20 protein-coding genes are annotated in these 23,114 nt (G+C 42.7%); 7 read left to right on the top strand and 13 right to left on the bottom strand.

Translation table 11 applies throughout. The features are described 5' to 3' along the window. Positions 1-16: 16 nt before the first annotated feature. From AAFF35_RS00425 to AAFF35_RS00390, 8 genes are read right to left on the bottom strand one after another with little or no spacing between them, the layout of a single operon-like run. Positions 17-811 (bottom strand): DUF4292 domain-containing protein, encoded by a 795-nt coding sequence (locus AAFF35_RS00425; protein WP_342330378.1) that lies wholly within the window; start codon positions 809-811, stop codon positions 17-19. After that, a complete protein-coding gene (locus AAFF35_RS00420; RefSeq protein WP_342330377.1) occupies positions 789-2,486 on the bottom strand; it encodes a tetratricopeptide repeat protein in 1,698 nt (565 codons plus the stop codon). The genes AAFF35_RS00425 and AAFF35_RS00420 overlap by 23 nt, the downstream gene beginning before the upstream one ends. Before the next feature lie 11 nt (positions 2,487-2,497). After that, entirely contained in the window at positions 2,498-2,929 is a 432-nt protein-coding gene (gene dut / locus AAFF35_RS00415; RefSeq protein ID WP_124585434.1) for a dUTP diphosphatase, read from the bottom strand. A gap of 26 nt (positions 2,930-2,955) precedes the next feature. Further along, entirely contained in the window at positions 2,956-4,440 is a 1,485-nt protein-coding gene (locus AAFF35_RS00410; RefSeq protein WP_342330376.1) for a polysaccharide biosynthesis C-terminal domain-containing protein, read from the bottom strand. Between the two features lie 3 nt (positions 4,441-4,443). Then, positions 4,444-4,716, bottom strand: coding sequence for an acylphosphatase (locus tag AAFF35_RS00405; protein ID WP_124585438.1), 273 nt, complete (start codon positions 4,714-4,716; stop codon positions 4,444-4,446). 29 nt (positions 4,717-4,745) lie between these two features. Next, positions 4,746-5,693, bottom strand: coding sequence for a nitronate monooxygenase (locus tag AAFF35_RS00400; RefSeq protein ID WP_342330375.1), 948 nt, complete (start codon positions 5,691-5,693; stop codon positions 4,746-4,748). Between the two features lie 5 nt (positions 5,694-5,698). Continuing rightward, entirely contained in the window at positions 5,699-6,889 is a 1,191-nt protein-coding gene (locus AAFF35_RS00395; RefSeq protein ID WP_342330374.1) for an amidohydrolase family protein, read from the bottom strand. Positions 6,890-6,914: 25 nt separating this feature from the next. Further along, positions 6,915-7,103 (bottom strand): ORF6N domain-containing protein, encoded by a 189-nt coding sequence (locus tag AAFF35_RS00390; protein ID WP_342330373.1) that lies wholly within the window; start codon positions 7,101-7,103, stop codon positions 6,915-6,917. Positions 7,104-7,407: 304 nt separating this feature from the next. On the opposite strand from AAFF35_RS00390, the gene AAFF35_RS00385 reads away from it, so the two are divergent. Beyond that, positions 7,408-8,133, top strand: coding sequence for a YafY family protein (locus AAFF35_RS00385; protein WP_342330372.1), 726 nt, complete (start codon positions 7,408-7,410; stop codon positions 8,131-8,133). 7 nt (positions 8,134-8,140) lie between these two features. Here AAFF35_RS00385 and AAFF35_RS00380 read toward each other — a convergent pair whose 3' ends face one another. After that, positions 8,141-8,965 (bottom strand): DUF6266 family protein, encoded by an 825-nt coding sequence (locus tag AAFF35_RS00380; RefSeq protein WP_342330371.1) that lies wholly within the window; start codon positions 8,963-8,965, stop codon positions 8,141-8,143. Positions 8,966-9,362: 397 nt separating this feature from the next. On the opposite strand from AAFF35_RS00380, the gene AAFF35_RS00375 reads away from it, so the two are divergent. The 5 genes from AAFF35_RS00375 to AAFF35_RS00355 all read left to right on the top strand — a co-directional run bounded on the left by AAFF35_RS00375 (position 9,363) and on the right by AAFF35_RS00355 (position 13,971). After that, positions 9,363-9,860: a DinB family protein gene (locus AAFF35_RS00375; protein ID WP_342330370.1), complete on the top strand. Its 498-nt coding sequence runs from the start codon at positions 9,363-9,365 to the stop codon at positions 9,858-9,860. A gap of 84 nt (positions 9,861-9,944) precedes the next feature. Continuing rightward, complete coding sequence (rluF, locus tag AAFF35_RS00370; RefSeq protein WP_342330369.1) at positions 9,945-10,976, top strand: 23S rRNA pseudouridine(2604) synthase RluF; 1,032 nt, start codon at positions 9,945-9,947, stop codon at positions 10,974-10,976. A 100-nt stretch (positions 10,977-11,076) separates the two neighbouring features. Next, positions 11,077-12,129, top strand: a complete 1,053-nt coding sequence (gene rlmN / locus AAFF35_RS00365; protein ID WP_342330368.1) for a 23S rRNA (adenine(2503)-C(2))-methyltransferase RlmN — start codon at positions 11,077-11,079, stop codon at positions 12,127-12,129. Positions 12,130-12,318: 189 nt separating this feature from the next. Then, complete coding sequence (locus AAFF35_RS00360; RefSeq protein ID WP_342330367.1) at positions 12,319-12,873, top strand: phosphoribosyltransferase family protein; 555 nt, start codon at positions 12,319-12,321, stop codon at positions 12,871-12,873. A gap of 546 nt (positions 12,874-13,419) precedes the next feature. Further along, on the top strand, positions 13,420-13,971 hold the full coding sequence (locus AAFF35_RS00355) for an AAA family ATPase (protein ID WP_342330366.1): 552 nt from the start codon (positions 13,420-13,422) through the stop codon (positions 13,969-13,971). A gap of 2 nt (positions 13,972-13,973) precedes the next feature. Here the strand turns inward: AAFF35_RS00355 and AAFF35_RS00350 are convergent, their stop codons facing one another. Both AAFF35_RS00350 and glyA read right to left on the bottom strand, forming a co-directional pair. Continuing rightward, on the bottom strand, positions 13,974-16,739 hold the full coding sequence (locus AAFF35_RS00350) for a PAS domain S-box protein (protein WP_342330365.1): 2,766 nt from the start codon (positions 16,737-16,739) through the stop codon (positions 13,974-13,976). Between the two features lie 20 nt (positions 16,740-16,759). Further along, a complete protein-coding gene (gene glyA / locus AAFF35_RS00345) occupies positions 16,760-18,031 on the bottom strand; it encodes a serine hydroxymethyltransferase (protein WP_342330364.1) in 1,272 nt (423 codons plus the stop codon). 93 nt (positions 18,032-18,124) lie between these two features. Between glyA and dxs the strand changes: the two genes are divergently transcribed. Then, positions 18,125-20,053: a 1-deoxy-D-xylulose-5-phosphate synthase gene (dxs, locus tag AAFF35_RS00340; RefSeq protein WP_342330363.1), complete on the top strand. Its 1,929-nt coding sequence runs from the start codon at positions 18,125-18,127 to the stop codon at positions 20,051-20,053. Between the two features lie 91 nt (positions 20,054-20,144). Here dxs and AAFF35_RS00335 read toward each other — a convergent pair whose 3' ends face one another. Both AAFF35_RS00335 and AAFF35_RS00330 read right to left on the bottom strand, forming a co-directional pair. Further along, complete coding sequence (locus AAFF35_RS00335; RefSeq protein ID WP_342330362.1) at positions 20,145-22,088, bottom strand: OmpA family protein; 1,944 nt, start codon at positions 22,086-22,088, stop codon at positions 20,145-20,147. A 1-nt stretch (position 22,089) separates the two neighbouring features. Beyond that, a complete protein-coding gene (locus AAFF35_RS00330) occupies positions 22,090-23,103 on the bottom strand; it encodes a type IX secretion system membrane protein PorP/SprF (protein ID WP_342330361.1) in 1,014 nt (337 codons plus the stop codon). Between the last annotated feature and the right edge of the window lie 11 nt (positions 23,104-23,114).

Here is a 23,114-nt window from a genome sequence, read left to right as displayed (position 1 = left end):
AAAAGTAGGAAAAAAATCAGTTTATTACTTCATACTTACCTGGAACATTAAACGGAAATTCCACCGGAACATTGCTTTCTACTTTTGAAAAGTCCAGTTTAAGATTGATCTTCTGCGTGCCCGCCATCGAATTGATACTTAAAGTTGTAGGGAATAAAGCACCGTTCATATTTTGATAATCTCCGTAAACAACCTTTAAGGCTTTCCATGACTTCAAGTCGTTCAGGTTGCTCTCTGAAACCTTCAGTAAGGTATTGAACAAAACGCGGTAACCCAGCTCTGCCTGCTCCCCCTGCAACACCCAAACTCCATTTTCCAATTGCAGGTCGGAACTTTCCGTCATGAGTTCGCCGATGGTATTTCCCGATAAGATCGCCTGAAGCATTTTAAAGTTCACCTGTTTATTCGAAAAGCGGTGTACATAATTAAACGGCTTCTTCAGGTATACCCCTTGTAATTTATTCAGCACCTTGATGCTGTCCGGGGTAATCAGCGCACGGGCACCTTCAATTCCCATCAATCCGGTAACACTTACCCAAATGCCCTCATCTTTTCTGATGCGAATGTTCATATTGACATTATTCGAAGCCCCGTTGATGTCCAGAATTGCTTTTCCTTTTAACGATAAACTCGTAAAAGCAACATCCTTCTGCCGCAACAGTTGTAAGGTTTCCGACTTTTTACGATCAACCACTACAGAATCCGTCGCCGGTGGTACCACGACCACGACTTTCTTTTTTGTTTTACAGGCAGTCAACATAAAGGCCAGCAATGTCAGCAGCAGTACTTTATTTGATATATTTCTTTTCATTGATCTTTCGGTTTAATATTGCAGCGTCATTTCCCGCTTCCTTTGCTTTTTGCCATTGGACCAATGCCAGCTCTTTTTCTCCTTTTAAGAACAGAATGTCGCCATAATGCTCCAGGTAAAGTCCGTTTTTGGCCCCATTATTCTGCAAAGCCTGCTCTGCCCAGATTTTAGCCTGATCGTATTTTTCCAGTTTGAGTAACACCAGTGCATAGGTATCCGCCACAGAAGGATTCCCCGGCATTGCGGCCGCCGCTTTAGCAATCAATGCTTCCGCTTTAGCAAGGTGTTGGTTTCGCAGGGCGAGGTAAAAAGCATAGTTATTCAGCAACAGGTAATTTGTTGGTGCAAGCGCTACCGCCTTATCGAAAGCGGTATTGGCTTCAGAAAATTTCTGTTCATCGATCAGGATTTCACCCTGTAATCCCAGAATCAAGGCCTGAAGATCTTTATTCTCTCCATCCAGCTGTAAAGCCGTTTTGATATTGCTCATTGCTGCCGCGTTCTGGTTGTCTCGGTGCAAAGCAAAAGCGGTATAGTAATAAATGATGGCCTGATTGGGATAGATTCCCAGGGCAGCATCTCCGGTTTTCACCGCCTCTTTATATAATCCCAGACTCGTCTGAATATTTAAGACCTGCTCCCAAACTGCATATAAATCTTCCGTCTTTTTTAACACAGACTGATACTGCTCCAATGCTGCCGAAAGGTTTCCCTGTTGGTACAGCACATCTCCATATAAGGCCTGGGCCTTGGGATCCGAGGGATTGGACTCGACCATGATCTTCGCCAGCTCTCCGGCCTCCTGCATCCTGGCTTTATTTCTGGCTGCACCTCCAGCCAGCATCATTACAATCTTGATCTTTCTTTCTGCCGGCATTCCCGAATTGGCAAAAGCCGTCCTCAATGACTGACCTGCAGCGGTACTGTTTTTAGAATTCCGGTAATAATCGGCAAGTGCCAAATCTACTTCATAATCTTCAGGAGCTACTGTTTTTGCCTTCAGGAGTAAGGGCAAAGCAGTTTCATGTTGTCCTTTTTCCATCAGGGACTCACTCATTTCCAATAGCCCTTTAACGTCATCCTGCCCTTCCGCAAGAATCTTGTCGACTTCCTGTTTCGTTGCTGTTTTTCCAGTTCCCAGGGTGATCCTTTGACGGGCCTGGGTCAGCGCTTTTGAAGGGCCGAATTTTTGCTCCAGAAGCTCATAACCTTTTAGCGCCTCTTCTGTCTTACCCATTAAAAGGTAAGCATTAGACTTGTCAAAATAATAAGCATCATTCTCCGGCGACAACCGGATCATCTGTGTAAAGACCGTCACCAGTCCTTCCATATTCCCTTTACGTTTATACAATTCGGCCAGGAGCTTCCAGTACCAAAGGTTGTTGGCATCCAGTGCGACCGATTTTTTAATCGAAGCCTCTGCTTCTTCCAGCTTATTCTGCCGATAGTTCAGGTTCGCGATTTCGTAATGCACTGCTGCATTGTTCGGGTCTATGGCTAATATTTTATTAAAGCTTTCACCGGCCTTGCTATAATTCTCATTCAGCTTTTCTCTCAGGCCGGCAAAAAAAAGGTTTTTTACTGCATTGCTATCCAATACCGGATTTACAGGCTGTTGTGCTACCGCCGACAGGCCTGCAAAAAGTAATGGCAGTAAAAGAGACCTTTGCTTCATTTTTTTGTTTTTTATTTTCCGGTGTGTCCGTACCCACCTGCACCACGTGCAGTGTCGCTTAGCTCTTCCACCGCTTCCCATGAAATGGTTTCATGTTTGGCAATCACCATCTGTGCAATCCTATCGCCGTTATTTACGACAAAATCAGTATCGGAAAGGTTTACTAACAATACTTTAATCTCTCCACGGTAATCTGCATCAATCGTTCCCGGAGAATTCACAATACTGATGCCATGTTTATAAGCCAATCCACTACGCGGGCGAATCTGTGCTTCAAAACCTACAGGCAATTCAATATGCAAACCTGTTGGAATCAAAACACGCTGTAAAGGTTTAATGGTAATTTCAGTTTCTGTAAAAGCACGCATGTCCATCCCCGCAGCATGAGCAGTTTCATATTGAGGCAAGGCATGTCCGGAATTGTTAATGATATTAATCTTCATTGTTGTATATATTGTTGTTAATCTTTTTATTTTTTAAGTAGGATCGCTTTCAGGTCGTCCTTTTCAAGGTAAGCAATACCCGCTATGAAAACGAGCAGCATAGCATTTCCAATATAAATATTTCTGTTAAACACCCAGAAAGATAAAATCACCAGGATTACCGAGATGATCAGGTAACTCAGAATCCTTTTCAGGTTATAAGGAATGGGGTAATATTTTTGTCCAAGGACATAGGAAATCACCATCATTACCGCATAAGCCAGCATAGACACCCATGCAGAGCCCATATAGCTGAATCTGGGAATGAGTACAAAGTTCAGCGCAATGGTAATCAGCGCGCCGATGACGGAGATATACAGCCCAAAACGGGTCTGATCCGACAGCCGGTACCAGATGGAAAGGTTCATATAAATTCCCAGACAAACATACCCAAACAACAAAAAGGGAACTGCCGGAAGACCGACCCAGTATTCCTCTTTACGGATAAAATATTTCAGGATTTCGATATTGGCGACCAGGCCAACAAACATAATGGCCAATGCAATTACAAAATAATGTAGAATGGCAGCATAAGTCTTTTTCGCATTTGCATTCTTTGCATGACTGAAGAAGAAAGGCTCCGCACCCAGCCGGAAAGCCGTAATAAAAATGCTGATAAATACAGCAATCTTACAAACGGCACCATACACCCCGACTTCATGATCCGCAATTTTCTCTGGCAATAGCCAGCTCAGGACCACCTTATCCAGATTTTCATTGACGATAAAAGAAAGGTTTGCTACCAGAATCGGCCAGGAATAAGAAAACATTTTTCCGAACAATTCTTTATCAAATTTCAGCTGAATCTTTAAGAACTGAGGCAATAACATCAGAAAAGTCAGGACACTTGCCGCAAGGTTTGCTATAAATATATACCCAAGCCAGGTTCCGCGAAACCAGGAATTCAACCATTCTGACAAAGGCCATTGATGCTTGATGATAAAAGGAATGGTATAAATGAACACGAGGTTAAGCCCCACAAAACACCCAATATTCAAAAACTTAATCAGACTATATTTGAAGGCTTTATCATCTGCCCTTAGTCTGGCAAACGGGATGACACATATCGCATCCGTAAACAAGATCCACAGGAAGTACTGTACATATTTTCTATAGTCGTCCAGTTTTTTGGGATCATCTGTCAGGTAATGGGTAATTACATTGGAAAAAACCAGACCGGTGATCAGGAACAAAACGGAAATAAAGGCAACACACAAAAAGGAGTTATTGTAAACTTCCTGTTTTCTGTCTTCATGTTTGTTCAGATACCTGAAATAGGTACTCTCCATTCCAAAGGCCAATACCGCATTAATCATCGAGGCATAGGCAAAGAGGGTCGTCATGATCCCATAAGTACCCGCCGCAAATTTGCCCGTGTAGATTGGGGTCAGGATAAAACTAAACAGCCTGGAAAATACGGTACTTAAACCATAAATTGCCGTCTGGCCGAGGAACTTTTTAATTACAGACACGTGCTACTTTTTGATGATTTCAAAATTACGGTAGTTCTTCAGTTCCCCTGAAGTCACTTCTACATTTTCGATCTTTGCCCTGTCCGGCCCTTCATTGCACCATTCCTGAAAAACCTCCAGTGAAGTATCATCACCTTCTGCTTCCATATATACACTACCATCTTTCTCATTTCTTATCATTCCACGGACGCCCATCTGATCTGCGATTGCTTTTGTGGTTGCCCTGAAAGATACACCCTGCACTTTTCCGGTAATTCTTATCTTGATGTGTTTCATTTATAATTCAAATATTATTTTTAATCGGCTTAAAATTCCAGTGAACTGATGCGCTGTTTCTCTGTTGAAAACTCCTGCAAAATCTCATTGAGAATGGTTGCAGCGGGCTTAATTCCCTTTAACATAGCGGATACCTGTCCGATTTCCAGCTCCCCTTCTTCTAAATTTCCTTCAAACATACCTAATTTCGCGCGGGCACGCCCTAAAAGCTGTTTCAATGTTTCTGCATCTGCACCCTCGGCTTCTGCCTGAGCAATGGTTTCGTCAAAAGTATTTTTGAGCAGCCTGACCGGCACTAATTTTTTCATTCTCAATTTAGTATCTCCTTCTGCAGCACCAATGATCCGGTTTTTAAAATCCGGATGCGCAGAAGATTCCTCTGCTACCGCAAATGCCGATCCGATCTGTACGCCCTCAGCGCCTAAAGCAAGGGCAGCAAGCATGGCCCGGCCACTTCCGATTCCTCCGGCAGCAATCACCGGAATTTTCACCTGATCCTTCACCATAGGAATTAAACATAAGGTCGTCGTTTCTTCCCTGCCATTGTGCCCTCCGGCTTCAAAACCTTCTGCAACGATCGCATCAACTCCACAAGCCTCCGCTTTTAAAGCGAATTTCGTGTTGGCAATGACATGCACTACTGTAATTCCTTTTTCCTTCAAAAAGCCCGTCCAGCTCGCAGGATTTCCCGCAGAACTGAAGACAATCTTTACCCCTTCCTCCACAATGATGTTCATGATTTCTTCCACATTGGGATAAAGCAACGGGACGTTTACTCCAAAGGGTTTTGAAGTGGCCTTTTTGCATTTACGGATATGAGTTCTCAACACTTCCGGATACATGGATCCTGCGCCAAGAATTCCCAATCCACCAGCATTAGAAACCGCAGAAGCGAGTCTCCAACCACTGCACCAAATCATTCCAGCCTGAATAACAGGATATTGTATCTTAAATAAGGTTGTAATTCTGTTCGACATATCTACTAAGCTATTCTTTTAATTTTGCCAGTTATCAGGATATCCACATAGTTATCCACATAGTTATCCACAGTTTCCAACAGGACAATACCAGGTGTTTTTCCAACAGCTAAACTACCAAATTGATCTTCAATTCCTAAGAATGCCGCGCCATTCCATGTAGCCCATTTCAGGAGCTCCTCAAAAGAGATTTTAAAATGATCCTGTAAGGTTTTCATTTCTTCAATGATGCTCAACTGATCATTGCTCGCCAGACTATCAGTACCGAGCGTAATTTTAACGTTTGCATCCTGCAAGCGTTTTAACTCCGGCAGTTTATCTTCTATATATAAGTTTGCATTCGGACATAAGCACCAGTATAAGGACGGGTGATGAGCTGAAGCAAAATCAAGGTCAGCCTTACTGGTAAAAGTATTGTGGACCAACAGTGTTTTTTGTGTAGTTGAAAGTTTAGGTAAGTAAGAAATTAAAGAAGTTTTTCCTGTCGCCTCAAAAAAGTCAATGTTCAGTCCGAGAAACTGATAGAGCTTTAAAAAACTTCCTGTTTTACCTTCAAAAAAAGCATTCTCATCGGGAGTTTCCTGATTATGGATGCTGATCAGGTCATGGTTCTTTTCCCCTTCTATACGAATCTGTTGAAACAATTCATCAGAAACAGAATAAGGAGCATGCGGAACGATCGAAGCCGATAAAGGTTTGAACGCATGCTTCAATTCAGCTGCAGCTTTGATAATTTCTTCCGCTTTGACTGGATTGAAACCCATTGCCTCAATAAAGGTATGGTAATGAATCCCGCTGATCTCCTTCACTTCTTTTGAGATGAGTTTATTGGAAATATCTCCTACCGCCACAATCCCATTTTCATACATCTTCCGATCGGCTTCTTCCATAGCAGCGATGACTTCTGCCTCGTCTGCCTGCCTTTGTCGGATCACCTGTTCTACAAATCCGGGAAGTCCGGTATGTTTAGCGATTTTACCTTTCAGATGAGAAAGCTCCAGGTGGCAATGGGTATTGACAAAACCAGGAACCAATGCTCCCTTATAATAGGTAATGTCTGTAATTCCTTTCGACGCCGCTTCAGCCGCAGTTAAAATTTCTTTAATTAAACCGTTGGAATCAATGGCTATCACCCCGTCTTTCAAAGGGGCGGCAGATACAGGATATATGTAGGAGGCAGAAATGTAGGAAACCATAATCACAAAGAAAAGACATTTCTCCTTAAAAGTTTAGAGAATACGAAAACGGCAAATATTTATTCCCCTGTTCTGTAAAACAGAACGGCATATAACGCAATCCTTGACGATCTTCTTTGGAGGTCACAATTTGTGACCTCCAATTTTCCAGCTCTTCTTTTGTCATTTCAAAAAACATAAAGTCTTCCGGAAAACGGGCAATATTACGTCTCACGGCTTGCTTTAATACCTTGGTTTCAACACCATACAATTCGGCAAGATCTCTATCCTAAATCTTATTCATAACCGCCTCATCGGGCACAGTAAATTTTTTGACGAGCTCATCATAAAACCAGACTTAGCCATAGCGTTAATTTAGACCAATTGATTTCCAACGGCACAAATACAGCTATTATACAATAAATATCTATACTATAAAATAAGCTAACTTTAAATTTCATTTCAGCACAAACAGGCGCTTCAAAAAGTAAACAGTCTTTTAAATTCCTTTTTACATTTAGCGTATTAAAAAGCATAAGATGCTTAACTTTATCAGCCCTAATCCACAAAACCTCATGAACCGTATTGACCGACTTTTTGGTATCCTGCTTTTACTTCAAACAAAGAAATACGTCACTGCAGACCAAATCGCAGACCGCTTTGAAATTAGTGTCCGAACGGTTTACCGCGACATCAAAGCTTTGGCAGAGCAGGGAATCCCGATCAGTTTTGAACAGCCCAAAGGATATTACATTGTACAAGGGTATTTTCTTCCTCCTGTTTCCTTTAATTCAGAAGAAGCAAATGCTTTACTGATCATGGAAAGACTGGTTGCCGGGTTTGCGGATAAATCCATCCTAAACCATTATACCAATGCTTTAAACAAAGTAAAGGCCGTCTTGAGAAATTCCCAAAAGGAAAAGCTGGAATTTCTGAACAACAACATTAAACTGCAATTACCACAGTCCATAAATAACGAATTTGAATACCTTTCCCTCTTGCAAAATGCCATATCGGCACAATGCATTATTGAAATAGAATATAGCAACAACAGCAAAGAGGCCAGTAAACGCGAAGTCGAAGCCATAGGATTAATCTTCTATGCTTTTAACTGGCATTTAATAGCTTGGTGTCATTTGCGCAAAGAATACCGGGACTTCCGGGTCTCCAGAATTGTAAAGGTCCGCCAAACCGATCTCCCTTTCAGGAAAACAGAACACATGCCTTTAAGCGAATACATGAAGATGCTTCCGGTAAATTATTAAAACTGCTCTAACCAGGCTTTCCGGGGAGGTGTTCCAATTTATTCTTTAACACCTTATACTCCTTTTCCAGGTTCCGGAAAGCTTTACTATCGACGGGATTTCCCCAATTGTCTTTCAATTGCTGCAAGTAATCGACTTCCAGAATATCAAACCGTTGCTTTACCTGGGCATATTTTTGCTTTTCCGCGATCTCTTCTTCAGTTTCCGCTGCTCCGTTTAAATTTCCGATATAAGCACTGTCTGAAATCTCTTTCCCATCCGCAGCTCTGAAGCAGATATAGGCTTCTATTGGCTCGTCCAGGTATCCTTCATATTCCAATGCAATAAAGCAGGTTCCTGCATCTCTACGACTGGCATTAATGCGTGAAGTCGCTGATTTTTGCAAAGGATGACAAAGCAAAATCATCACGATATCATCATAACGTCCCTCAGTATTCCAACTGACCTGTACTCCTTGTTCCCTTTTTTCGATCTTCAAGTCTGTAGCACCAGGCAAAGTACCGTGACTCAGTTCTACTTTACTGTAATCCACGGAAATGTTAGGATATTCGCCTTTCAAGGCCTTCTTTTTTAGATAAGAAGTGGCCAGATTATGCGCGTTTTTAACTGTTCCCTGAGCTTCCAGATCAAAGCTGACACTGATAAATTCTGTAATTGACTTCACCAAACGCATCGTGACTGACATCGCCTGGCGGTTGGCCAGCTGATGGATACTTGGTTTACCCGGATCGCCAATGGTACGGCAAATATGTTGTCCGTTTAGCGTGTAAAAAACCAGGTTGTTTAATTTTCCGTTTAGGGCCCCTAATGGGCCGTTTGCTGCTTTCGCCATATTTAATGGATTAATTGTTTAATCATAAAAGTTAATAAACCGATACTCAATAGTACCAATATACGCAATAAATTTTATTAAAGTCAATACACTAGCCGGACACTGACTTCATTTACTTATAAATTACAATTATTTTTCATGTAACAACAATAGTGCTTGACAGGGCTACAAGCCTTACAGGGCCCTAGCAACCTTCTTCCAAAAAAGAAGCAAATAAGTAGCAAGTAAAACCTTGGTACGGACGCTTATGCTATAAGAATACCGCTATGTTCCCAAACTTCAGGAAGCAACACAACAGAAAGGTAGAATTTGTGGTCATTAAAAAAAACAGACTGCCATAGGGTTGACAGTGCCCCCTCTTTTCTTTGTGCTACACATTTAAACAAAACACAAGATTATGGATATGATTAAAACGTTCCTGAAAGAACTGGAAGAAGAAGCGCAAACCACACGCAAGATGTTAGCCATTGTACCTACAGACAAATTTGACTGGCAGCCACACCCAAAAAGTATGACCGTAAAAGTTTTGGCTACACACATCGCAGAACTGCCAACCTGGGTTACCCTGGCCGTAACCACAGAAGAGCTGGATTTTGCTTCAACACCTTACGAAAAAAAGGAAGTCAACACGAACGAAGAGCTAATGGCATTTTTTGAAGCTTCGCTGGAAGATGGAAAATCACATCTTTTAAAAGCAAATGAAGAATTATTGTCTGGTGAATGGACTTTAAGAAACGGAGCGCAAATTTATACCAAATTCTCGAAAGCAGAGTTGGTGCGCCATACTTATTCACAAATTATCCACCACAGGGCACAACTAGGCGTGTTTCTACGCTTGCTGGACATCCCTATCCCGGCCTCTTATGGCTCTAGTGCTGACGATGTTAATTTCTAGAATCATCAGCTTTAAAATATTTTGATAGCATATATGGGTATAAATTCGGTTCTTTGTAAACTGAAATAATTTATACCCATATCTATGTCTGATTCTACTACCCGATTAAATAAATACATTAGTGAGAGCGGTCTGTGCTCCAGAAGAGCTGCAGACAGATATATAGAACAAGGAAATGTATTTATCAATGGCCGCAAAGCCAAGGTAGGCGACAAAGTATTTTTTGGTGATATCATAACCGTTAACGGTCAAACGATTGAACCTAAAGAAGTAGATCATTCTATCTTAATCGCTTATAACAAACCTGTCGGCATCACCAGTACTACTGAAGCCGGGGTTAAAAGCAATATGGTAGACCATGTGAACCATAGTGACCGCGTTTTCCCTATCGGCCGTCTGGATAAAGATTCTCAGGGACTGATTTTCCTGACCAATAACGGAGATCTGGTAAATAAAATCCTTCGTGCCGGAAATAACCATGAAAAGGAATATGTTGTTACCGTGAACAAACCACTAACAGAGCAGTTCATTGCCGGCATGGCTAAAGGTGTTCCTGTATTGGGTGTGATGACCAAGAAATGTAAAGTAACCAAAGAAAGTACTTTTGTTTTCAAAATCATCCTTGTTCAGGGCCTGAACCGTCAGATCAGAAGAATGTGCGAATATTTCGGATTTGAAGTGACCAAACTGGAACGCACAAGGATCATGAACATTGGCCTTAAAGGAATTCCTGTAGGCGAATGGAGAGAACTGACTCCGGAGGAACAAACCGGAATCTATAACCTGGTTGCGAAGTCAAGCTCTTTGGCAGATGCTACTCCAAAAAGAGTGAGTAAAAAACCTGTTGAAGAAGCAGAAGAGAAACCCGCACACCGCAAAACTGCTTCCGGCAGACCTTCAAGAGGCCCAAGAGCCGGAGCCGCAGGAGAAAATACTTCCGGCCCAAGATCTTCAGGAAAACCAAGATCAGAGCAAAAATCAGGAAGCCCATACCGTGGTGCTTCATCTGCTTCGGGCAATGACTGGAATAAGACCAACGGACCAAGCAAAAGACCGGTAAGACCTTCGAAAGGAAAGTCAGGAGCTCCTGGAAAAAGCAGAGGACCAAAACGTTAACATAATTTAACCGTCATAATTTGAGGGTAATCGATACAATATTAAGCCAGCAAAATCAATTTTGTCTGGCTTATTCTTTTTTTAGGTAACTTTGCAGCAAATGCTTACGACTACAAAAAAAACAGACATCCGTTCATTGGATCTTCCTCAACTGCAGCAACACTTTATAGCGATGCAGGAACCTTCTTACCGCGCCAAACAGGTTTACCAATGGCTATGGGAGAAATCAGCACGCACTTTTGAGGAGATGAGCAACCTTTCTAAAGACCTTAGGAAGAAACTTACAGAAAATTACGCGATCAATGTAGTCGAAGTCAACAACTCTCAGTTCAGTAATGACCATACGATAAAGAACACCTTTAAGCTGTACGATGGAAACATCGTAGAGGGGGTTTTAATCCCAATGGAAGAGCGCATGACTGCCTGTGTAAGTTCTCAGGTAGGATGTAGCTTGACTTGTAAATTCTGCGCTACAGGCTATATGGACCGCAAACGGAACCTAAATGCCGATGAGATCTATGATCAGGTGGTCCTGATTGATCAGCAAGCCAAGAAAAACTACAATGCCCCTTTAACCAATATTGTATATATGGGAATGGGCGAACCCTTGCTGAACTATGCCAATGTATTAAAATCCATCGACCGCATTACTTCACCAGATGGTTTAAACATGTCGTACAAACGCATTACCGTCTCTACAGCCGGAATTGCAAAGATGATTAAAAAGCTGGGTGATGATGGTGTCAAGTTTAACCTGGCGATTTCTCTTCATGCGGCCAACGACAAAAAGAGAAATGAGATCATGCCGATTAATGAACAAAACTCATTAAAGGCATTGGAAGAAGCATTAAAATATTATTTCTCTAAAACCAAAAACCCGGTTACCTACGAATATATCGTCTTTAATCATTTCAATGATGAGATTGAAGATGCAATGGAACTGGCTAAGTTTTGTAAACACGTACCTTGTAAAGTGAACCTGATTGAATATAACCCGATCCAGTTTGCAGATTTTCTCAACGCAGAGGGCGATAAAATTGATGCCTTTTCAAATTACCTGAAAAGTCAGGGTGTAAATACCAATATCAGAAGAAGCAGAGGCAAAGACATCGATGCTGCCTGTGGACAGCTGGCGGTGAAAGAACAAAACTAACCAGGTTTTTCAACCAGGGAATGGCTAATTCTTATAGATTAGCCCATGTTTCTTTTCCAAAAGCATTTTGACGACTTACTAAGTCTATTATTTCCAAACCTCTGTTGTGGTTGCGGGGCTTCGCTTTATGCCGGTGAATCCCAGCTTTGCAGCAGCTGCCTGTATCATCTCCCCTATACAGACCATCATTTGCATAAGGAGAATAGGGTAGCCCGTCAATTCTGGGGTCGCATTCCTTGTCAGGCCGCAATGGCGATGTTGTTTTTCAGAAAAGAGGGCAATGTCCAGCAAATCATTCATCATTTAAAATACGGCAACCGGCCGGAACTTGGGGTCAAACTTGGGCAATTGCTTGGCGAAAGACTCCTCCTCTCCCCCTACTATCAACATATTGATCTTCTGGTTCCGGTACCCCTCCATAAAAAAAGAGAACGGCAACGCGGATATAACCAAAGTGCGGGCATTGCCCAGGGAATTGCCAAAGTCATGCAGCTCCCGATGAGCAACTCCCACCTGCTGCGAAAGGTTTCGACCGACAGTCAGACGAAAAAAGGAAGATCCCTCAGATTTGAAAATATGTCAAAAGCTTTTGAAGTCAGGGATGAAGAAGCGCTGCAAGGTAAACACATCTTACTGGTAGACGATGTCCTCACTACCGGAGCCACGCTGGAAGCTTGTGGGTTAGAGCTATTAAAATGTGGTGTTGATACCGTCAGCTTCGCCACCCTGGCCTTTGTCGGATAAAAAAATAAGGCCCCTCATAACATTCTGCGAATAAGCTCGTTTATATATTTGAGAGCGTTAATTTAGATGGTAAGGGCTGATATTTTCTATACAGAAATATCGGCCCTTTACTTTTCCCGGAACCTGAAAACACCCCTCCTGATTACTCAATCCCATGAAAACTAAATTATTTAAAAATAAATTTTGCCAATTGATTTCTTTTCCTTTACTTTGTACTTGAGAGCGTTAATTTAAGGGTCGATACTTTCACTCTCGTGAGATATCGGCCCTTTATCTTTTCAAAAAAAATCGCTTTTTATTCCCCACATTTCATCTTTATTTTCTCCTGATTCATTCTTTTAAGACGTTGAATTCAATCTGCTTTTAAGCAATCTTCAACCCGTTTTTTTATTTAACTCGGCCTCAGCAATATCGCAGTAAAGCAACAGCTGCTATCCCTTCGTCGTCAGCGAAAAACAACTTATATTCCAATGAAATCACCATAAGCATACCGCTACAAACATGCTTACAATAGCTTTATAAGCTATAAAAGACAAATACATCTCTATGAAAACAGTAAACAAAAAGAACTTTTTTGTGATTACCGGTGGACCAGGAATGGGCAAAACTTCCCTGCTTGAAGAGCTGGAAAGGCGAAAATACATTTGTATCCCCGAAACCGGCAGACAAATCATCATCCATCAAATGAATATAAAAGGCATCGCGCTCCCCTGGAAATCACCAATGTTGTTTGGGGAACTCATGTTCCGGCAAGCGCATGAGGACTTCCTGACCTGTGGAGAACAGCAACAACCGGTTTTTTTTGACCGGGGTATTCCCGATGTAATAGGCTACATGGAGCTCTGCAGACTGCAACCGGGCAGGGAGATAAAAGAAATTGCTAAAAGCCTGCGTTACCATCCCCTTGTTTTTATCACTCCTCCCTGGGAAGAGATTTACAGGAACGATACCGAGCGGAAACAATCTTTCCCCGAAGCTGTGGAAACCTACAAAATGATGCAAAGGGTTTACACAAAATTCGGTTACCAGACCTTGGAAATTCCAAAAGTATCCATTCGCGACAGGGCGGATTTTTTAATAAAAGCAATTGGTTTTTAATTTTACCTCAGGTATTCGGAAAGGATGTTCCGCATTTCTTCGGGCTTAAAGGGCTTTAAGATATGTCCATTCATACCGCACTCGTTGAACTTACTGTGTTCATCATGGAGCGTTGAAGCTGTTAAAGCAACAATTGGTACATTTTTAAAATAAGCACCCTCCATCGCACGAATCAGGCTCGTGGTTTCGAACCCATCAATTCCCGGCATTTTAATGTCCATAAAGATCAGGTCATAAATATTATTGCCCACTTTTTCTATTGCCTCTTCCCCATTGGAAGCAAAATCCAGGTTAAGTCCCCATTTGCCAAATATTCGCTTTGCAATCAGGGCATTAATCTCATTGTCATCGACCACAAGAATCCGTTTATCGGTAAACATATCCGGCTGCTTCAGGGGCTTTACCTGAGGGATGTAATCCGATGCCTTTTCAAAAGAAATGGAGAAATAAAATACGGTTCCCTTTCCTTCTTCACTCTCCACATGAATATCGGCACCATAGAGCTCCAGCATTTTCCTGGTAATGGTTAAACCCAATCCGGTTCCGCCATATTTCCTGGAGATGTCCGTTCTGGCCTGAATAAAGGGTTCAAAGATATAAGCTAATTTTTCCTGCGCGATTCCGATTCCGGTATCCCGGACCTCAAAATAAAGCAATACATTTTTATCGTCCTCGGTCAGCTGCCGGATCTTCAATATGATACTCCCGCTCTGAGTAAATTTGATAGAATTACCAAGTAAATTCATCAATACCTGATACAAACGCGTTTTATCTCCTTTAATATACCCTGGAATATTCTCATCGCAGATCAGCTCCAATTTATTATTTCGCGCAGATACGGTCATATGCAAGGAACTTACCACATCTGAAGCCAGGGTTTTTAAGCTAAACGGAATGGTTTCCAGTTGCACATTTCCGGTCTCCATTTTGGTAAGGTCCAGAATGTCATTGATGATGTTCAACAGGTTTTCTGCGGAGAACCGCAGCAGGTTAAGGTCATGAAGCTGGGATTCTTTAGGATCATTGTCCAACAGCAGGTGCGCCATTCCAATCACCGCATTTAGGGGCGTTCTGATTTCATGACTCATGACAGAAAGGAACATTTCTTTTGCTGCACTGAGCTGTAATGCCTGTTCTTTAGCTTCGACCATTTCTTTTTCTACCTGTTTCCGTTGAGAAATATCAGTAATCAGGTCGATTTGTCGTTCTACCTTCCCTTTCTCATTCACGATCGGGGTATTGGAAACAGAAAGCCAGATTGATTCTCCGGATTTCTTCTTTGCCTGAACTTCTATCGCATAAGACTCCCGGTTGTTTGCTTTCTCTCTGGAGGCTAAAATGAGTTGGCGTTGTACATCACCTTCCGGTGCCAGGATATCACCCAGCTGAAGTCCCTGTAGCTCGCTTAAAGAATAACCAGTTAACTTTTCCAGCGAATGGTTGATCCAGGTGGTATTTCCATTTTCATCGGAGATGTTTACTCCCGTATCAGTCTTACTGGCCACTAAGGATAGCAATTGCAATTCTTCTTCCGCCTTTTTCTTTTCTGTAATATCGAGAATGATCTCTACTTCGATTTCTACTTTCCCTTCGTCATTAAAGACAACCGTATTATAGATTGACAACCAGATGGGCTGTTTATCCTTACGATAGGCTAAAAGGTCAACTGTAAAAGACTGGTTATTATTCGTCAGCTCTCTGGCCTGTTCGATGAGTTCCAGATCCGTTCCCGGCCCCTGGATCAAGTCGCCAAGCCGGTTGCCTTTCATGTCTTCCAGGGTAAATCCGGTAATTTTTTCAAAAGCGGCATTCACCCAGGTCACATGGTTACTGGCATCGTTAATCACCACGGCATTATTTACCTTACTGGCTACAAAAGACAGCTTCATCAGCTCATTTTCTACCCGTTTATTCTCGGTAATATCTCTGCCATAGGCGTACCAACGCCTGTTTTTACAGACCATATTCCAGCTTAACCAGCGAATGACTCCGCTTTTACTGACAATTCTGAAATCTACATTAAACTGCTTAATTCCGGCAGAGAGTCCGGCCTCGATGGTATTGACAACCCTTGTGATGTCGTCACGGTAGCAAAGCCCCCATGCACTTAGTCCTATGGCTTCCTCCACCTCGTATTCCAGCACATTGGTAATCGCATTGTTGACAAACAGCAGTTCGCCTTTATCATCCAGTATGCAATGAATTTCGGGAGATACCGTAGAGATGTTCAATAATTCTTCAAAGCGCTGATTTTTGATGTTCAGTTCGAGCGCTTTTTTCCGAAGGGAAATATGGGTAATGATTTCTTTGGCAAGGATTTGAATGCCTTCTTTTTGCTCTTTGCTTAGCTTTTTAGGGACCTGATCGAAAACACAGATCGTCCCGAGCTTAAAGCCGTGCTCATCAATCAGCGGTGCACCGGCATAATACCTGACATGGCTTCCGTCGATCACGGCGGGATGGTTAACAAAGCGCTCATCACTGAGGGCATCACAAACCTCAAATACCTCTTCGCCCTGCATCACATATTTGGCAAAGGAGACGTCTCTTGGGACTTCGCGGCATTGAACCCCTAATACAGACTTAAACCACAGCCGGTTTTCATCAACTAATACGATCAACGCAATAGGTGTGTTGCAGATCAAGCTGGCTAGCTTGGTGATATTATCGAATTCAGTCTCCGGCGGAGTATCCAATATATCATAATCATGCAACGCCCTTAAGCGCTCTTGCTCATTAGTTGATGAATTCTGGCTATTAGTTAACATTTAAGCAATTCAGTCCCGGTTTATTTATATAAGGGGAACCGACTTACCAGATTAATTACTTTTTCCTTTACCGCTTTCAAATTGTTCTCATCCTCCGCATTGGTAATTACCTGATCAATCAGATCAACTATGGTTTCCATTTCAGCTTCTTTAAAACCTCTTGTGGTAATGGCTGCAGTTCCTACACGGATACCTGAAGTTACAAAAGGTGATTTATCATCAAAAGGAACCATATTCTTATTCACGGTAATATCTGCTTTTTCCAGCGCATTCTCCGCTGCTTTTCCAGTTATATTTTTATTGCGCAGATCGATTAACATCAAATGGTTATCTGTACCACCTGAGATGATGCCATAACCTTTTGCAACGAAGGCTTTGGCCATCGCCTGAGCATTGGATTTCACCTGTTTGATATAGGTTAAATATTCGTCACTTAATGCCTCACCGAAAGCGATGGCTTTAGCAGCGATGATGTGCTCTAATGGTCCGCCTTGTGTTCCAGGGAACACCGCCATATCCAATACAGAAGACATCATTCTTGTTTCGCCTTTAGGAGTTTTCAATCCGAAAGGATTTTCAAAATCTTTACCCATCATGATCATTCCGCCACGAGGTCCGCGAAGGGTTTTGTGGGTAGTCGTGGTTACGATATGGCAATGTGGAAGTGGGTTGGCCAATAATCCACGGGCAATCATTCCGGCAGGGTGTGAAATGTCAGCAAGCACCAATGCACCGATTTTATCAGCTACACTACGGATAAATGCGTAATCCCACTCTCTTGAATAAGCTGAAGCACCACAGATGATCAGTTTAGGACGTTCTGCTAAAGCAATTTCTTCCAGTTTAGCATAGTCGATAAGCCCGTCTTCTTTTTTAACGCCATAAAATAAAGGCTGATACAGTTTTCCTGAAAAGTTAACCGGTGAACCATGGGTTAAGTGTCCGCCATGAGAAAGGTCAAATCCTAAGATTTTATCTCCCGGCTGAATGACAGCAAGCATTACCGCAGCATTTGCCTGAGCACCTGAATGCGGTTGTACGTTTACCCATTCTGCACCAAAAAGTTGCTTGGCACGGTCAATAGCCAAGGTTTCTACCTCATCTACGATCTGGCAACCGCCATAATATCGTTTCCCCGGAAGGCCTTCGGCATATTTATTTGTTAAACACGATCCTGCGGCTTCCATTACCTGTTTGCTTACAAAGTTTTCAGAAGCGATCAGTTCAAGGCCATTTTCCTGACGGTCCAATTCCCTGTCAATCAAATCAAAAATTAAAGTATCTCTAGTCATTTATTGAAGTATTAATTTGTAAAATTAATGATTTTCCTTCTTAGTTTGGCAACAAAATACCTTACTTTGTACTTCTATTCTATAAAACACTGCATGGAAGATATTACCCGTCCATTATTACCAAACATTAATTATCCTGCTGATTTAAAGCAGTATAAAGAACAAGACCTTGAACAAATCTGTCAGGAGCTGCGTCAGTACATTATTGATGTAGTGAGTGTAAACGGGGGGCATTTTGGCGCAAGTCTGGGTGTTGTAGAACTTACAGTAGCCTTACATTATGCTTTAAATACGCCTTACGACAAATTAGTTTGGGATGTTGGACACCAGGCTTATGGCCATAAGATCCTGACCGGAAGAAAGTCGGTTTTTCACACCAACCGTATTATGAACGGGATCAGTGGCTTCCCTAAGATCAGTGAAAGTGAATACGATACCTTTGGTGTTGGCCACTCTTCCACCTCTATTTCTGCCGCACTGGGAATGGCTGTAGCGTCTCATTATAAAGGAGAAACCGACCGTCAGCACGTTGCGGTGATCGGTGATGGGGCCATGACTGCCGGATTGGCTTTTGAGGGATTAAACCATGCGGGCATCGAAAATTCGAACCTGTTGGTGATCCTGAACGACAACTGTATGTCTATTGATCCTAATGTTGGCGCCTTAAAAGAATATTTAACAAGCATTACCACTTCTAAATCATACAATCGTTTCCGTGATGACATTTCTAATGTTTTGATCAAGCTTTCTGAACTTGGGCCAAATGCGCACAAGTTTGTAAAGAAAATTGAGAAAAGCATTAAAGGAACCTTACTGAAGCAAAGCAATTTATTTGAAGCCTTAAATTTCAGGTATTTTGGTCCTGTGGATGGCCATGATGTACAACGTCTGGCACAGGTAATTTCTGACCTGAAAGACATTCCCGGCCCTAAGCTGTTGCATTGTGTAACGGTAAAAGGAAAAGGTTTTGCCCTTGCGGAGAAAGACCAGACCAAGTGGCATGCACCCGGATTATTTGATAAAATTACCGGAGAGATTAAAAAGCCGGTTTCCGATAAACCTCAGCCACCGAAATATCAGGATGTTTTTGGACATACCCTGGTAGAACTTGCCGAGGCCAATAAAAAGATTGTCGGGATTACTCCTGCCATGCCTTCGGGCTCTTCCATGAACATCATGATGAAAGCCATGCCTACCCGTGCATTTGATGTGGGTATTGCAGAACAACATGCGGTTACCTTTTCTGCCGGATTGGCTACACAAGGACTTGTTCCTTTCTGTAACATCTATTCCAGCTTTATGCAAAGGGCCTATGATCAGGTGATTCATGATGTGGCGATTCAGAACCTTAATGTAGTATTCTGTTTAGACCGGGCCGGTTTTGCAGGCTCTGATGGGGCAACCCACCATGGGGCTTATGACCTTGCTTACATGCGTTGTATTCCAAATATGACTGTTGCAGCTCCAATGAATGAAGAAGAACTGAGAAACCTGATGTATACTGCACAGCAGGAAAATGCAGGGCCGTTTTCGATCCGTTATCCGAGAGGAAACGGGGTGCTTACCGATTGGAAACGTCCATTTAAAGCATTGGAGATTGGAAAAGGCAGGAAAATCTGCGATGGAGAAGATGTGGCGATATTAACGATCGGACACGTCGGAAACTTTGCTGTTGAAGCTTGTAAAGAGCTGAACAGTGAGGGCATTCATCCGGCACATTACGACATGCGTTTTGTGAAACCTTTGGACGAAGCGCTATTGCATGATGTATTCAAACGTTATAAAAACGTGATCACAGTAGAAGATGGCTGTCTGCAGGGCGGTATGGGAAGCGCTGTACTCGAGTTTATGGCAGATCATCAATACAATTCACATGTGGTCCGTTTGGGTATCCCTGACGAGTTCATAGACCATGGAGAACAACCTGAATTATGGGCGCTGTGTGGATTTGACACGAATGCCATCATTACCGCTGTAAAAAAAACGGCCGTAAGAAGGACAACTGCGACGATCGCATCGTAAAGAAATAACGATTTTCATATTAAAAGAAAAGGGAGGTGTAAATACATCTCCCTTTTCTTTTTTGAATCATTTTAACTTCTATTGTATCGGATTAAAATTCCAGGACCTTAAATTCTGTCCGGCGGTTTGCCTGATGTTCTGCAACAGAACAGGCCACTCCGTTTGCGCAGCGGTTCAGTAACTTTTGCTCTCCATATCCCATAGCAGTCATACGATCGCGGGAAATCCCTCTGGAAACAAGGTAATTTACCACCGAATTTGCCCGTCGTTGTGACAAGTCCAGGTTATACACATCTACCCCACGGGAGTCGGTATGGCTTCCCAATTCAATTTTTAAAGTTGGATTGTCGCGCATGGTACGAACCAGCTCATTCAGGATTTTAGCCGCATCTGTGCGGATATTGGCTTTATCAAAATCATAATGGATGTTCTCTAACCTCAGCACCTTCCCTTTCTCAAATAGCGGATTCAGATTTAAAGCCACCTTAAGCGTATCTGATTTAGTTAGCCCCAGCGTACTCAGACTAGTAGAGTCGCCATAAAAACCTTCTTTTGTAGCCAGAACACGATAGTCAGCACCAACTTCCAGCTCAAAGAAAAAAGTTCCATCATCTTTGCTGTTTTGTTTGCCGGTAATGGTTCGCCCTCCGCTAAATAAAGTGACCGCAGCTGCGGGGAGTCGCTCGCCGGTTTTCTTGTTATAGGTAACCCCTGCTAAAGCCAGAATAATTCTTGCCTTCTGATGGCTGAAGGAATAAATGTCATCCTCCCCTTTACCTCCTTTACGGTTGGAAGAAATAAAGCCTGCGGTGTTTGCCCCGTTGATCACGAAGGCAAAATCATCCGCAGCCGAGTTTAGGGGGAATCTCAGATTTTGTGGCTTGCTCCAGTTTGAAGCATGACCTTTACTACTAAAAATATCGAGGCCTCCCATTCCCGGAAGACCGCTGGTTGAATAGAACAATGTCCCATCAGGACCAATTGCGGGAAAAAGTTCATTAGCTGAAGTATTGATATCCTTTCCTGCGTTTAGTGGTGCAGACCAGGTGCCATCTGTATTGGCAGTAACATACCAGATGTCTGTTCCTCCGTAACCTCCCGGCATATCAGAAACGAAATACAGTGTTTTTTCATCAGTACTCAGTGCCGCATGTCCTACAGAATACTCCTGTACTTTGTTATAAGGGAAGGCTTCCGCTTGTTGCCATTCACCATTTACCTTTTTCTGAATAAACAGTTCCAGCGTATTCGTTTTATAACTGCGTTTGTTTTCTCTGCTCAGTTCTCCCTTTTTCCCTGGATAAGTGCGGGTAATGAACAAAACATCACCTGCTTTATTTCCCGTTACCGGTCCCATGTGAAAGCTTTCTGTATTGAGGGTATTCCCGGCGAAAGCAGGCTTGGAAAGCTCATTTTCTGATCCGCGCTCTGCGGTATAGATCTTCAGAAATGAATTTCCTGTCCAGCCATATGTTTTATCCATCAGCCCTGTTGCAGGTTCTCCGGCATAGTACACTGTTGTTCCCTGAGGAAAGGCAGCAAATTCCGAATTTTGTGTATTGATTTCTGCTTCATTTTTCAGCTTATGGACAGTTGGATGGGCCATCCAGACCTGCGCAGAATCACAGCCTGCCAATTCGTTGGCCACTGCCTGATGCTTCCCGGTTTTAGCAGCATACTCCTGCAGTACCTTTTTTGCCTGTTCATATCTGGCATTTGTTTTAAGCACTTCTCCATAAAGGATCAGATTTTCGGTACTGCTTTTCGGATCGGCAACAATGCGGGCATACCAGGTTTCAGCATCTTCAAAATTGTTCATCTTCCGGTAGCAAATGGCCAGGCGCTCCATGTCCATTAGCCTTGGCTTTTTAACAACCACCAGTTTCAGGTATCCTTTTGCGGCATTCGCATATTGATATTCCTGAAAAAGGCGGTTGGCCCTCGCTCTCAGGTCGGGTTGTTCCTGTGCTTCAGCAGATCCATAAAAGCATAACAATAATGCTGTGGTCAGGAAGGTATAAGTAGTTTTTATCATGTTAAAAAAATCTTGGACTAAGTAAACGTTTGTCTTTACCAGGGAAGGTCATCCCAATGGTAATCTCATGTGTTCCGTTCTGGATGCTGCTCAATTTGCTCGTTATATAATCATAAGAATAACCGATTCTAAACCGCTCCGTCACATAAAATTGCGTGATGGCAGATATCGAATTCTGATGACTCAGGCTTTGTCCTTTAGTATAGTCTTTGTCCCATATAGAGATGCCCGTACGCAACGAACCGCCCAGCCAAAAGCGGTCTCCGAAGATCACCATCGCGCTGAGGTCGAGACTCGTTGGCCCTTTAAAATCTTCCTTCATCAGCAAGCTTGGCCTCAATTTCGTGTCTTCAGACAGGTTCAGCAAGGTTCCTGCAATCAGGTAAAAATGGCGCTTACGTTTCAGGTTGTCTACTGTATTGCCATCCCATTTAAAGATGCCATTCGATTTATCTCCTGAAAACATGTCCATCACTGATGCTCCGATATACCATTTAGGACTGCTGTAATACACCCCGAAACGCATGTCCGGAATCGTGCTGCTGATCTTTCCAAGGGGTAATTCTTTGTCGTCGGGATCTTTTGGCCTTAATTTATTCCCATCCAATCCATATTGTGTGACGCCAAGACCGATACCAAAGCTCAGCCGTTGTGTATCTTCTGCATCTAACCTTAAGCGGTAGGCGTAATTGCCATATACAGAGGTGGAAGATTGTGCGCCCAGTTTATCGGCGCTGAGCTGTAAGCCCAGGCCAACATTCTTACGCGTTGGATCTGCAATGCCATCGATAGAAAGCTGCCCCGTTTGGGGAGCGCCATCCAGTCCGCTCCACTGGCTTCTTAAAGCCATTTGAGCGAACCATTCCTCTTTGTATCCTGCATAAGCAGGGTTAACACTCAGCGCGTTAAAGATATACTGGGAGAACTGAATATTTTGCTGGGCTTTTGCCGGAAGCAAGCCTGCAACGGTTAATCCAAGTGCCAGTACTCCTTTTTTTATAATGTCCTTATTCATGATTTGATCAA

Origin of the sequence: Pedobacter sp. FW305-3-2-15-E-R2A2 (genome assembly GCF_038446955.1) — a bacterium.
GTDB lineage: Bacteria > Bacteroidota > Bacteroidia > Sphingobacteriales > Sphingobacteriaceae > Pedobacter.
This window is presented reverse-complemented; position numbering and strand designations above follow the sequence as displayed.